A 14,945-nucleotide genomic window follows, 5' to 3' on the forward strand; every position below is an offset into this window, starting at 1 on the left:
TTTCGTGGTAGATAATTCAGCATTTTTACCAAAACAAAAAAAGCCGAAAGCCACATTGTTATCCGTGACCTCCGACTCCTTTCTATCTCATACTACACCGTCCTTACATCCAAATCAGCCCCTCTCTCCGGCTTATCTTTTCCCTGTTTTTCCTGAATGATTCTCTTATTGATTTCCAAGCGTTCATGGATTGACGGTTTTTTCTCTTTTTCTGTCATTGCTCTCTTTTGTGCTACTGGCTTTCTTTCAGCTTTCCCTGCGTCCTTAACTGCTGTATTTGCTTCAATGCCAGCTCTTGGCGCAGCTTCTCTGCTCTCAGTTTTCTCTGCTACCTGCTGTTCTCGTCTCTCCTGCACACCTTTTTCTTTCAGGCTGCAAAAGCTCTGCAAATACGGCAACACATGATTCTGCATATCCGTCAGATCTTCCATATACTTCTGGTACTCTTCATTGCCTTTTCCTTGCTGATAGCTGATCCAGCTTTCATCTGTCAGTTTCATTTCATTCTGCATCTTTAACTGACTGATGATACCGCCGTTTCCGGTACCAATATCTATCTTACCTTGAAAATGGTGCAACATCTTGTCACCTTTCTCAGCATAATATACTGTAAAAAACATCTGTGCTGTCGTTTTTGGTTCGTTTGTGTTTTGATCACGATCAGCATACCAGGTTTTGTCCTGTTCTACGGTTCTTGAATCCAAATCAGATAACTTCTGGCATCTTGGCTTCCCTAGCTCACTTTTCTCACAATAATTCACATACACCATTGGTTCCATATCTTTTGGAAGCTCCGGTTCATAGGCTTTCAGCCTTTCAATCAATATACCTGCACGCACAGACTGGTCACATCCTTCATCTACAATATCCTTCAGATACGAAATATAGGAATGAATATTCCCGCTTCGCAAATCCAGCATTACTTCCTGTACCGTATTTTCTCCTATCTCCACATTATCCCGATACTCATACGGATCAAATGCTTCTGCAATCTCATCCAATGCCTCTGCCAGCTGTTCTGTGGTCATCTTCTCAGGATACATTGCTTCTCGAACATCCCGCATCGGTATATACTTATAGTCCGGCAATGCTTCATGAATTTTCTCAATCCCTTCCCGTACCAGTGCAAGTTCTCCATAAAACCGAACATCATCCATCAGATTTCCAAATACAGTATTTCCTTTTACGATTGCAAATTCGGCTTCATCGTAGTAACTGTCTTCCGGATCACGATAGATAATTCCCATTGAGCATCCGAGATAAGCTGTTTCTGGATTCTCCCTATATTTTTCATAGACTGCAGCTATCTGATTAACATCGGTACTTTTTTCATATGCTCCCATATCGTGAAACTCATCGCATTCTGTGGCGAAATATTCCAGATAAGGTTCTTTCTTCGGTGACATATTATTAAGGACGTTATCAATCATATTATAATTTGCCTCTTCCAGTTCCTCCACCTTCGCCAAAGGCTTATATTCGCCCTGGCTTTTCTGAATCTCTGCCATTACAACCTCATCCATTTCTTCCACTTTTTCCATCAACTGATCATAATCCCCACGGATGCGTTCTCCAGTCCAGCCTTCGTCTTCCAGAAGTTCCTCTGCCGCTTCTTCAATAGAATTTTCATCATTTTCATAGACGCCACCATCCATCAGACGGAAATCTTCATCGTAAAAGGAATAATCGTATCCTTCTTCTGTCCTCTGAATAGCAAAATACCGTTCTCCTACCTCATATGCCAGTTCACTAAGAACCTGTTCTTCCAGATTCAAGAAAGAATCCAGCTGTTCAAAACTGATACTGTCTACAAAATGAGCGGTTACTTTTTCCCCGTCATTCAGAACTACGATATCACTGACTGACAGGGAATGCCCACGGAAATCTTCCGGTCTATCAATGTTGAACCTTTCAAAAATATCATCCAGTGACATATTTCCCAGTAATTCGCCAACATAGACCAGCTTATAATCTTCTTTTTTTATCTGCATACCATGACTTTCAATAAAACGCATATTCATAAATGCATAGTTTTCGCCCGGTGAATCATCCTTGATCTGATAAATACCAAAGGTTCGCCTTGTTCCTAACAGCAGGTTTGCCTCTTTTAAAGACTGAATCTGTGGATATTTTTGCATTTCCCATTCCAGGTTACGAAAACGCTCCAGTTCTGTCCTAGACATCTGATAATACTCTGGTCCTCGTTCAATTTCCATGCGTTCCGTGACATAGACCGGTGAAGAAAAATTAGTGATCAGATAAATATCTGCTCCGGCATCGTATAATTTCAGTGCTTCTTCCTGCTCAATGACACTCATAGGCTCCTGAAATGCTCCAAAATCTTCATCTGCATAATCCAGATCCTGATCCCTTATCCGTTCCCACATCTGTAATTCCATGCCAAACAGCCCTTCGTGTGCCTGTATTATTTCTTTACTTGCATACTCTCCCTTACCGCCATCGCTGCCCAGACAATAAATCTTAGAACCCATCCTGTGATAATCTAAGGCTGCTTCCTTTCTAAGCGGTACCATATCCTCTGCTGTATATCCATAATCCTGAAGTTCCAGCTTGCCTATGGTTGGATCTGGTAAGTCCTGAATATCCATTCTTGCATCATCCAGTAAATCCTCTACACTTTCTTCATCTGCTTTGCTCAATACATCTGCCAGATTTCTTACCAGAGTCCTAACCTTCTCTTCCTCACCGATCAGATTCGCATATTCAAAAAGCTGTTCTTTTACATCTGTTGAAATTTCTATACCTCTACGCTCTGCCTGACTGATCTGTTCCTGCGTATATTCCTGCATTTTCTGTGTTTCTCTACCCGTTATCCTGTTTCTTGCCATATAAACTCCTCCTGTGTTCTAAAAAATGGCATAACCGGCAGAACATTCTTTCTGCCAAATTATGCCATCTTTCCTGTTTATTTATTCCAGACCGAAGTCCCGTTTTCTAGTTTCCTTTCCAGTTTCACTTTCCCGCTGACTCTTTTCTTTATAAATCTGCAGTTTCTCATGGATAGAACCTCGTGCCGGTCTTTCTTCTTTCTCTTTTGATTCCGCTTGCTCTGTTTCTGTATCTTCCCGTTCATCCATATTGAGAAGTGCATTTAATTCTGATAGCCGCTCCAGTTTTTGGTTCAGTTCCTCTTCTTTTGAAAATGGCTTCCCGACTTCCTCTTTGGCATTTGCCATCTGCTCCTGTACCGTTTCCAGCCGTTGTTCTGCTTCTGCCAGTTTCTCCGGATAACTTTCCAAAAGATTATTGATACGAGTGATATTTCCTAGAGCATCGGCTCCCAACCGAACTTTAGCTACCGATTCATACTTTACAGACAGGATAAACTCTTTGCTCCAGCTGTCGAATTGGATTCTCATGTTAAATCCCTGATAGCTTCCAATGTCCATAGCTGCATCTACAGACTTAATGTCTTTGCAGACCGCCAGAAGTGCCGCACCTGCCTCTTTCTTTTCTGTGAACACTTTGCCACTGATTTCCATAGAAAACTGCTCTGGATCTGTGATTTTATGCTCAGAAAAATGAGCGATGTCTGCCTTGTAGCTGTCAATGATCTCTGTCAGTTTTGCAATCTGTTGCGGAAAATTCCTTACAATATCATCTTCCAAACGATACTGGTTATTCATGTGATTGGCTTTTAAAAGTTTCAGCTTTGCCACATCCACGTCCAGTGCCATCTTCTCCTTTACTGCCGGATTTCCAGTTGCCAGTGCTTTAACCTCTGCATAGGAAAGTGCCGCTTCGTCCACATCTTCGCAGCTTCTGACCGGTGCTTTGCTGGTCATGATCTGGGAAATGAATTTCTGCTTGTTCTCGATCAGCTGCCACATGTAGCTGTCGAATGTGGATTCTGTTACATATCGGAAGATATGAACCTTTTTATTATGATTTCCCTGGCGGATAATACGCCCTTCCCTCTGTTCCAAGTCAGATGGTTTCCAGCCAATATCCAGATGGTGCAACGCAATCAGACGATCCTGCACGTTGGTCCCGGCACCCATCTTTGCTGTCGAACCAATCAAAAAACGAACCTGCCCGGATTTCACTTTTCCAAACAACTCCGTCTTCTTTGCTTCTGTATTTGCATCATGAATGAATGCAATCTCTTTTTCCGGTACACCTTTTTCCATCAGTTTCTGCTTCAAGTCGTCATAAACATTGAAACTGCCATCACCTTTCGGTGTGCTCAAGTCACAAAAAATCAGCTGTGCCGATTTCTGTGCTGCTGTGTCTTTCCAGATCTCATAGCTTTTCTCTGCACAGACTGCTATTTTGCTTTCTGGATTATCTGGCAATAGTTCGTTCACCAAACGCTGATCCAATGCTAATTTTCTTCCATCATTGGTGATTTTCAGCATATTATCAACTGAGGCATCTACCCCTCCGCTTCTGACAACTTCTGCACGTTCCCCCAGCCTTTCTACGATTTCTTTCTGCTGTTCCGTTGGTTTCAGCACCACTGTTTCATATTCTGCTTCCGGCACAGGAAGTTTTAACTGATCGGAAGTCTTGATATCTGCAATCTCCTTAAACATATTCATCAGTTCCGGAATATTATAAAATCTTGCAAATCTTGATTTTGCACGGTAGCCTGTTCCTTCCGGTGCAAGCTCAATGCTCGTGACTACCTCGCCAAAGGTGGAGGCCCAGGAATCAAACAGTCCAAGTCCCATATTTTGTAATTTGCTGTTCTGCAGATACCGCTGCATAACATATAATTCCGTCATACTATTGCTGATTGGTGTGCCCGTAGCAAAGGTAATGCCTTTTCCTCCGGTAATCTCATCCAGATACTGACATTTATTGAACATATCTGCGGATTTCTGTGCTTCGTTCTGTGCAATCCCGGCTACGTTTCTCATTTTTGTATAAAGAAACGCATTTTTATAGCTGTGTGCTTCATCTACATACAAGTGATCCACTCCCAGTTCTTCAAAAGTAACTACCTGATCTTTTTTCTCTTTCTGATTCAGTTTCTCCAGCCTTGTCTGCAGTGTTTTTCTTGTCTTTTCAATCTGTTTGACGGTATAACGTCCACCATCCTGTTCATATCTTGCACTCTGGATTGCCATTTCCAGATCATCAATCTGCCTCTGAAGCATGGCTTCTTGTTTCTCATCAGAGATTGGAATACGCTCAAACTGAGAATGACCGATAATAATGGCATCATAGTTTCCCATAGCGATCCTGGCACAGAACTTTTTCCGGTTTGCCGGTTCAAAATCTTTTTTGGTTGCTACCAGAATGTTCGCCCCTGGATATAGCTGTAGGAACTCAGCTCCCCACTGCTCTGTCAGATGGTTCGGAACTACAAAAAGATTTTTCTGAGATAATCCCAGACGTTTGCTCTCCATTGCCGCCGCTACCATTTCGTAGGTCTTCCCAGCACCTACCACATGAGCAAGAAGCACATTATCACCATATAGCTGATGTGCGACTGCATTTTTCTGATGCGGTCGAAGTTCTATTTCCGGATTCATCCCTGGGAAAGTCAGATGACTTCCATCGTATTCACGGGGACGGATACTATTAAAACGTTCATTGTACACGCTTACCAGTCTTTCTCTCCTCTGCTGATCCTTAAAAATCCAATCTTGGAATGCAGCCTTTAAGGCATCCTGCTTTTGTGATGCCAACATAGTTTCTTTTTTATTCAAAACTCGCACTTCATCCCCATTTTCATTTACAACTTTATCATAGATTCTAACATCTTTTAGATTCAAGGTATCTTCCAGAATCCGGTAGGCATTTGCTCTCTCCGTTCCATACGTTGCATAGGCAAACGCATTTCTTGGACTGTCGGCGTTCTTTCCTGTAATCCTCCACTCACCATTTACCTCAGAGAATTTTACCTGTATTTCCTTCTGTGCAAGATACCTCGGTGTATGAAGCAGTTCCACCATAAAATCCTGATAATCCGAAGGTTCAATCCAGGTGGCTCCAATACGCACTTCAATCTCCGACGCTTCCAGATCTCTTGGCTGAACTGCCTCCAATGCACGCACATTCGGTGTGAATTCTGGATGATTCTCTGCAAAAGTTCTTGCAATATTTAATTTATCCCTAACATTTCCGGAGAGATATTCATCTCCGCTTTCCCACTGGTCTGTCAGTGGATTTTTGAAGATAACTCCAACCAGCTCTTCTGTGATTTTCTCTTCGGTCTTTCCGGTCAACTGTGCCATATATGGGAGATCTACTTGAGCCTTTTCATTTAGGGACAGAGCAAGTGCTTCTGTGGCTGTCTCCACACTTGTCACAGCGACCGCCTTTTTAATGGTTCGTTTGGTGAACATGTCCGCTTTCCGCTTCAATGTTCCATCTTCATTCAAGTCTTCCAGGGAACACAGCAGACAATAAGAAGAGTCATCAGAAAATGCACGTTTGTTAGCATTACTTCCAATAACTCCATACTTTGCTGTGTAGGTATCATACACCTGATTCAGTTTTTTCTGCTGTTTCTGGATTTCTTCGTCTGTGACAAATTCTTCCATCTGCATGGCGATCAGTTCACGAACGGTATCACGGATTGCAACCATGCCTTTTACACGTTCTGCAGTGGCTGCAGGCATTTTCACCTGATTCATCAAAGAATTGACACGGTAATATACCTGATCATCTACCACCGTATAGCTGTAATTTCGGACATTCGGATCTGCCGGAATACTCTCTGGCATCTCATCCAGTTCTGCCTCTATATCTACTGCCGCTACCATGCTTCCCTTGATGTGTTTTACAGCTTCTTGTAACTGTAATTCCAGAACAGCTCCTTCCATTGGAGCACAGGTTGTTTCCATACCATACGGACCGGACACTTCTTTCATCTCACCAAGAATCATTCCCGGATGCTGAACAAAATACTTGTTAATGGTAATCCCTTTTGCATCACTCTCCAAATTCACCCAGTCTGGCATCTCTTTTGTGAAACTCTCACGCTTCTGGAAAAACAAAATATCAGCACTGACTTCTGTTCCTGCATTTGCCTTAAAAGCTGTGTTCGGCAGTCGGATTGCCCCCAGCAAGTCTGCACGCTCTGCCAAATATTTCCGGACTTGCGGTGATGCCTTATCCATAGTTCCCTTTGTTGTGATCAACGCAGCTACACCACCTGGACGTAACTGATCTATAGTCTTGGCAAGAAAGTAATCATGAATCATAAAATTGTAGCGGTCATACTGACGGTCATTGACCTTATATGCACCGAATGGCACATTTCCGATTGCCACGTCAAAGAAATCATTGGGATAATCCGTCTTCTCAAAGCCTTTGATCTGGATATTGGCATCTGGATAGAGAAGTTTAGCAATTCTACCACTGATGCTGTCCAGTTCCACTCCATAGAGTTTGGACTGGTTTAGATTCTCCGGAAGCTTTCCAAAGAAGTTCCCGACTCCCATAGATGGCTCCAGGATATTTCCCTTTGTAAATCCCAGATTCTCCAACACCTGATACATACTTTCAATCACAATCGGCTGTGTATAATGAGCATTTAATGTGGAAGCTCTGGCTGCAGCATATTCTTCCGGTGTAAGGACGGTCTTTAATTCCAGATATTCTGTCTCCCATGCAGATTTTGTCTCATCAAATGCATCTGCAAGACCTCCCCAGCCGACGTACCTGGATAAGATTTCCTGTTCCTCTGGTGTCGCATTGCGGTTCTCATCCTCACATTTTTTTAACAGCTGAATAGCCATAATATTGGCTCGGAATTTCTCCTTCGGTGTTCCCTGTCCAAGTTCATCATCTGTGATATGGAAGTTCGTTGCTGGAATCAGTTCTGCTATTCCGTTAATCTCTTCCAATGATTCTTTTTCTTCCGATACCTCAACTTCTCCCGACAGTTCTTTTTCTTTTTTATCATAATCTGTCCACACACGTTTAGAAATAGCAGTAAAATAGGAAGACTCTTCCTCCATGATTTCTTCCTTGATTTCCCGTAATTTATCTAAGGTATCCGCATTTACTGTTTTGTTGTGATAATGATAATAAAGTACTTCTTGTCCAAGTTTTACATCCAGACGTTCCAATTCTTGTGTTGACATTCGCTCCCAAATATCATCTTTTTCCGTATGAATCGTGAAACCTTCTCCATCATCATGATATTCTAATGTGTATTGAAGTCGATTCTCTTCTCCCTTAACTTTGCAAGCAAAATCATAGATTTTTGTTCTGGTACCGGACATATATTCTGAATCAACTAGTCGCAAATCAGTTATATCTTCCGCTGTCAAAGTATCCTGCTCCAGCTGTTCTCCTAACATCTGCTGTGCTTCTTCCAAATCTGCCAGTCTTTGTGCTTCCTGTCGTTCTTCGTACTTTTCCATTTCTTCCGGTGACAAATAATCATCTGTGCGGATTAACTGGCGAACACGTTCTGCAACCTTGTTCCACTTTAATAAAACTTCTACCTCTGGACTGCCAATTTTCCCTTTTGCAAGTTTTAATCCTTTTGCATCATGGGATGCATCGGAAGCATCTGCTCCTGGTATTCCGGGTGAGGAACCACCTGTTCCATACTCATTTTTCAGGAACTCAGCTGCATCTTTCATATCATGATGTTCCATGAAATACTCATAGATTCGGTTACGTCCTCCTGCAGTAATGCCGCCTCTTCTTAACACTGCGTCAATTTCATCCTGTGTGATAAAGGATAGTGCCGGACGTTCGACCGTAAATTTCTGGTCTACCCAGGAACGCTCCCTCTGAAGATCCTGAAAGCGTTGGAAATATTCCGGATTATGCTGAATCTCCCAGCGGTGATAATCTCCCGGATTCTCATCCATATATTTCTGCAGCCATTCAAAACGATAGACAATCGCATCTGCTTCCTCTTGATCTGTCCATGCTCCACTCACTACATCCTGCCAGTCTGAATATGATTGTTTCTTTTCCCAGTTTCTGCAAGTATCCCGAAAATGAAGTGCAAGAAGATTGGTCATTTCTTCCTGCTCCTGTTCAATGGCATTATTGGAAATCAAATTATCCACGTAATTTCCATCCTCATACATATCCCGAATTCTGTTCGCTGCTTCTTCCCACGTAACCATGCGGTCAAAGTTTCTTCTGGCAGAGTCCCCTCGCCGGATACGGATACCATCATTGTCATACCAGATACTGATTTTCTGCCCATCTATGGTAAATCCTTTTCCTCCAGTGCCATATTCATCTTTCAGGAAGCTTTGCATTTCTTCATTGTCCAGACCCTCAATCAATCTTGCAGTAATGTGAAACAGCGTATTTTTCTGTCCGCTTCCTGTTCGGAGAATATCGTCTACCACTTCATCAGAAATAAGAAAAGCGGCTGGCTGTTCTAATGCAGCTGCCGCTTTCCTTATTTCCCCTAACCCGGATAAACCGGAAAAGTTATTTTTATTTTCTACCCCTTGTGTTATTCTACTATAAATGAGCAAATTTGAAAAATTGCACAAAACTACACTGCGAATTTCATAAATGAATCAAAATCATTGCTTTCCTTTGCGCATTGAAAAAGATAACGATACTTTTCCAGCTGAATGGTATCACAGATTTCGTGATATCCAGTTTCAAACGAACAGAACCTACCAGTACCCACTGCACACATGAAATGTGCCAGTGACATAAGCAGCCAGTACCTTTTGATTCCCTGTGCAGAGCGTATCTGATAGCTGTCCAGTGCCAGTTTATCCTTACACTGGCGGAAAAATACTTCAATCGGCCATCGACACACATACCAGGAAAGAATCTCCTGTGTAGACAGGGCTGCGTTTGTACTGATGAAAGCACGCAATGCTTTGGGATTACCAAATGCTTTTTCCGGATAACTCAAAAGAACTACCGCATTTTCTATGCCGTTGAGGTTTCCCTCGTACCGGTACACATAATAGTTTCGTTTTTTGACTGTCACAAGGTCAAATTCACGATGTGTAACAGACAATTCGGCGGCCAGTTCACGAAGTTTCTTTTTCATTCCCGATGGATACAGCAAACGGTTTGTTTTCAAAGCACCGATGGTATGGAACCCTCTCTGTGCAAAGGTATTGATTATCTTTTCAGAAACATACCAGCAGTCGCAAAGAAAATAGGACATTACCGGTGGAACAGGCAGCTCCTTTGCAATGCTTTGTACAATGTCAATCTTGGAAATTGACTTATTGTACATTACAAAAGCATAGTTCAGAACAATGCCATTGCAGGAAAGCATAACAGCAACTGCCTGATGCCCGTAATCCTGTTTTCCCTTTAAATGGGATTGGTGAAAATACGCATCTTCAATCGGATGTAAAGCCTGTGACGAAGGCTTTGTCTTTGAAGCGATCGTATCGTCCACAATACAGAGAACAGGCTTTCCGGTGCGTGCTGCTTCTGAATAAATAATCTCAATGACAGAGCATTTTAACGTATCTGAAAGTAAGGAATCATCCCATTTTCCGGAATTGAGGAAATGGGCAATCGTAGTTCTGTGGCAGGAACTGTTTTTAGCAAAGTCCGTGGTTTTTCCATGATATCCTGAAATGAAAATACTGATTAGGATACTCATAAGATGGTTTATTACTCGGTTCGAATAAAATTTGCATAAGTTTAATTTTTTAAACTGGTTGTATATGAATGAGGAATGATGTATAGTATTTGCGAGAGACACCTTCTTTCGTAAATGTTGCAAATGTTTGTTTTGGCACTTTCATTATACAACACATGGAATCGAGGTGTCTTTCTTTTATGCAAAATCACGAACTTGCTCATTTATAGTTATTCTAAAGAAAAAGGGGGTTTTTATATGTTACTCACTGATAAATACGCTGATAAAATTCATGGCATCATTACCTGTTATGACCGCATGATCATTCAGGGATATATCCCAAACTGGAGCCATGCGGAAGCAATGACTGCCTATATGAAACTCAACGGTATCCGTATTTTTGATTATCCCACCAGTTTCTCCCAGCCCCTTACGGAACAGGTCCGTCAGAATGCGGAAAAGATTGATCACGAAAATGGAATGGAAATTGAGTTCATCCGAAAACTCCATGCTTTTCGAAAAGATGACCGCATCCAGAACATCATTGCCGAAACCGGAAAAACGGAAGGTCTGATCCATATCTTTTCTGCTATGGAATGCTGTAATACCTACAGGCCCTGGCATGATAAAACAACTGGGAAGACCTTCCTGAAGTTTGACCAGAGCAAGTGTCTTCATTACTATTTCTATTTTATCGACAGGGAACTTGGCCTTTGCTATCTTCGTGTCCCTACATGGCCGCCTTTCCGTCTTCAGTTTTACATGAACGGTCATAACCTGCTCGCCTATAAGCTTGACAAAAAACAGCTTTCTTACCGAATGCAGGACAACGCGTTCCTTGAAATCTCCGATATTGAAACTGCTCAGAAACTTTCTGACCGTATCAACCCGCAAGGGCTCCATAAAGTTCTCGATGTCTTTGCCAGACGCTACAGTCCCGTTCCGGAATCTCTCGGGCTGGGTTATACCTGGACGGTTCAGCAGATCGAATGTGCCACGGATATCATGTTCCGTAAGCCGGAATACCTGGCACCAATCTATGATGAAATCATCCACACTGCGATATATACTGTGAAGCCTGACAACATCGCCACTTTCCTTGGACAGCGAATCACTTATAACTGTACCAAAGAGATTGGCACAAACTATAATCAGCGCATCCTCGGAACGAGGATCAAGCACCACATGGGTGATGTGTCCATAAAAATGTATGACAAGTTTGGCTGTGTACTGCGAATTGAAAGCACCTGCAATGATATCAGTACGTTCCGTGTGGAGCGGGAAGTTCAGCATAGGGATGGAACATCCGATATTCGGAAAGCCCCTTTAAAAAAGAGTATTTACAGTTTATATCAGTTATTCACAATCCTGAAATCTGCGAATTACAGATATCTTGAATTTATCTCATCCTTTGATGATCACAGCAGCGGCAGGAAGAAATTGGATGAAGTCAGTCATTCCCGGAGGGAAAAGGAACGAACCTATCGCGGATTCAACTTTTTTGATTCCCGTGATCTGTCTGTACTGGAAGCCATCAGCAAAGGGGAATACATGACATTCGGGATACAAGGAAAACAGATCCGCCAGCATCTTCCGAAAATCACTCCGTCTGCCATGACAAGGATCTTTAAACGTCTGAAAGTCCATGGACTGATTGAAAAAATCCCAGGATCCTATAAATATTTGATAACGGCTCTTGGAAAAGAGATCATAGCTGCTGGTTTATCGATAAAAAACCTTATCCTTGTTCCGGCCTTACGTCTTGATTTTCCTGATGCCGAAATTTTGCCATTTTGCGTAGAAAATCATTTATAAGTGGCCTAACTGTTCCTCTTCTGTTGGGAACAGGCTTAACTGTAAATAATCTCCTGAATCACCAGTTCCTCTGCCTGTGCTTTGATCTGGTTCATGTGTCTGGTCCACGCCATTGTGTCTGCCATCTTGTCCGGTGCCGGATCTTTCTCCAGAAGTTCGTTCATCAGGTTGTCTACTCTCTGTCTTGCCTGACTGTCGATCTCCATCAGATGACTGTCCAGACGGTTCTGCAGAGTCAGAATGTTGAACCTTGCTACCTTGTGATTTCTCAGATACTCTTTCCTCATCATTCCATACTTCCCGATGGTTCCTCTCGTCTCTTCCAGGCTGATATCTGGAATCTGATACTCTCCGTTCTGGCTGTAAGTGATCTCTCTCATAGTCTGTTTCCTCCTTATTTTCTTCTCTATCTTCTGTTTTATTTGTACTGTTTTCACGCATTAACGTGTTAAATTCATTATAGACTACTTCTTTTTCTTTTGCAACCGTTTTCAGGTCATTTTCCAGATTATTCAGCACATATCGTCCAATCTGCATCAGGACTGGTCTGCTGATCTCATTGACTGCACTTCCCAGATGTCCTAATACTATCAGCTGATTAAAGTCCGTAATATGCCGAAAATCCTCTGCATCCAGATATTCCTGTGCATCCAGTCCACACCGGTTTAGTAATACATACCAGACACTATTGGTCATCAGTTCCCGAAATTCGACTTCCTGATTCTGTTCGTCCAGTTCTTCCAGAAATGTCCCTGTTACGTCCAGTCTCAGTTCTTCCAATGCATCTGGAAGCCATTCTTGCATACTCTCCTTCGCTGCCTGATGCAGACTTTCAGCAAGTCCTCCTTCTGTATCTTCCAGTGATAACTGCTCCTGCAGATAATCTGCCACCAGCTGTTCTCCTTCCACCGGAAGATTCCATAACTGAGGATCCTTTCCAAGATTCCGCACTTTATAAGTGTCCTGCACATCAAATACATACCGAAGTTTCGTTTTCGGTCCGGAAGTATTGTCAATCAAGGCAATCCCTTTGGATCCCTTTTTGATCCAGCGGTACATCTTCTGATTCCAGATTTCCATGGATGCTACGGCAGTTGCTTCCGGTCGCTGTGCATAAATTAAAAGCTGTTCTGGAAAAGTGTATTTGTACAGTCTGGATGCAGTGTTTAGGAACCGCATCCATTCCTGCGGACTGGCAGCTACATCTTTTGCCACCTCTTCCGTCAGCTGTTCCATTGCATATAATTTATTTGCCATGCGCTACTCCTTTTCATAAAATCAGGGACTGCTTAGCACAGTCCCCTTAAAATCATCGTTGTTACTCTTTATAATGCTGTGGCAAGCTCTTTTGACTTATTCTTTGGCACTTTGTCTCCCTCTTTTGCCTTGATTTCTGCCTTAGCTTTCTCCAGTCTTCCATGGATTCCACCTTTTACTTCCGCTTTTTCGGCTGCTTTTTCTTTCTCCAAACGAGCTTCCCTACGCTCAGCATTTTCCATAACTGCCGTTTTCCCATCACAAAACTGAACTTTATCGGAAAGCTGCTCCTGTCTCTCCACCTTTGTCTCATTGACTTCCTGTACCATCGCATTTAATTCCGGAACCTGAAAAATGCCGTTATCAGGAAGAATCAGCACTTCATGAATGGAAGATGGGATGACAAAGTAATCACTTCCCAGGCATTCCCCAATCTGTTTACGAATATCTTCCTGCAGTAACAGGGAAGCTCCATTCATCTTAGCTTTGTTTGTCAGACAGAACATTGGGTTTTCCATGGCTTCCATATCCATTTTTTCATTCAGCAGGTTTTCTGGTTCTTCACCAAAAATCATAGATTTGATAATCTCATTCATATCCATAAGTGTGACACCACGTTTTCGGTCTGCCACCATCGCATCCGCTAGAATCTGTTCGGCAGATACTCCCCACTCGTTCATCAGAGAAACAGTTACCGGAATACTGCTGATCCCTTCTCCATTTTCCTCCAGATTTACTGCATAATAAGCTGCAAAATCTCCGTGTTCTGTGACTACTTTATCTGCAAGAAGATCGGTATTCCATTCCTTATCACAAATTCTCATCTGTAATTTGTCCTTCATCTTTTCATAATCCAGAATATCTGGAACTCCCATATCAAAAAATTCTGCTTTTCCCTGTGCCTCAATACGCATATCAGCCACATCGCTAACACAAGAGTCTACATCTTTTCCATGGATATATTCCTGGTAGAGGGAATCCAGATAGACTGTCGGTACGATTCTCTGATCTCCGTTTGGAATCGTAATACCTGTCAGCTTCAAACCGTTGTTTTTTTCTACTTCCTGCAGTTTAATTTCTGCGTCCTTATAAGACTCTGGCAGATACTCCTTTACATTGTCTTTGACATATTCATAAAATTCTTTTCTGTTCATCATACGCTTTTACCCCTTTCTGATCATGTGATGGTTCACTCTTTTTCTGCTGACCATCTGCTCGGCTTTCTTCTGATAAGCCATCATTCTCTTTAAAGTTTTCTCCTGGTTCTTTTTTGCTTCCTGTCTTTTTACCATTGTTTTCATCATAGTTTTCTGTTCCTTTCTTTCATTAGTTGTATTGAAAAGGGAGCCCTGATTCA

The 14,945-nt window shown here is 42.3% G+C and carries 7 protein-coding genes; 1 reads left to right on the forward strand and 6 read right to left on the reverse strand.

Translation table 11 applies throughout. The annotated features are described in order from the left end of the window. Positions 1 to 92 precede the first annotated feature (92 nt). The 3 genes from C0979_RS07440 to C0979_RS07450 form a co-directional block, all read right to left on the reverse strand. Positions 93 to 2,849: a YodL domain-containing protein gene (locus C0979_RS07440; protein WP_101695377.1), complete on the reverse strand. Its 2,757-nt coding sequence runs from the start codon at positions 2,847 to 2,849 to the stop codon at positions 93 to 95. Between the two features lie 81 nt (positions 2,850 to 2,930). After that, positions 2,931 to 9,431: a helicase-like domain-containing protein gene (locus C0979_RS07445; RefSeq protein WP_242962670.1), complete on the reverse strand. Its 6,501-nt coding sequence runs from the start codon at positions 9,429 to 9,431 to the stop codon at positions 2,931 to 2,933. Positions 9,432 to 9,451: 20 nt separating this feature from the next. Then, positions 9,452 to 10,639, reverse strand: coding sequence for an IS701 family transposase (locus tag C0979_RS07450; protein ID WP_430393955.1), 1,188 nt, complete (start codon positions 10,637 to 10,639; stop codon positions 9,452 to 9,454). A gap of 135 nt (positions 10,640 to 10,774) precedes the next feature. On the opposite strand from C0979_RS07450, the gene C0979_RS07455 reads away from it, so the two are divergent. Then, entirely contained in the window at positions 10,775 to 12,331 is a 1,557-nt protein-coding gene (locus C0979_RS07455) for a MarR family transcriptional regulator (protein ID WP_023923792.1), read from the forward strand. Here C0979_RS07455 and C0979_RS12455 read toward each other — a convergent pair. The 3 genes from C0979_RS12455 to C0979_RS12005 form a co-directional block, all read right to left on the reverse strand. After that, positions 12,326 to 13,588, reverse strand: a complete 1,263-nt coding sequence (locus C0979_RS12455) for a hypothetical protein (protein ID WP_242962671.1) — start codon at positions 13,586 to 13,588, stop codon at positions 12,326 to 12,328. The two genes, C0979_RS07455 and C0979_RS12455, sit on opposite strands and share 6 nt — an antisense overlap. Before the next feature lie 68 nt (positions 13,589 to 13,656). After that, entirely contained in the window at positions 13,657 to 14,745 is a 1,089-nt protein-coding gene (locus tag C0979_RS07465; protein ID WP_055156947.1) for a DUF5688 family protein, read from the reverse strand. Between the two features lie 6 nt (positions 14,746 to 14,751). After that, positions 14,752 to 14,892 carry a hypothetical protein gene (locus C0979_RS12005; RefSeq protein WP_170962603.1) on the reverse strand — a complete coding sequence of 47 codons (141 nt, stop codon included), beginning with the start codon at positions 14,890 to 14,892 and terminating at the stop codon, positions 14,752 to 14,754. Positions 14,893 to 14,945: the final 53 nt, after the last annotated feature.

The sequence above is a fragment of the Dorea phocaeensis genome (genome assembly GCF_900240315.1).
Classification (GTDB): domain Bacteria; phylum Bacillota; class Clostridia; order Lachnospirales; family Lachnospiraceae; genus Dorea_B; species Dorea_B phocaeensis.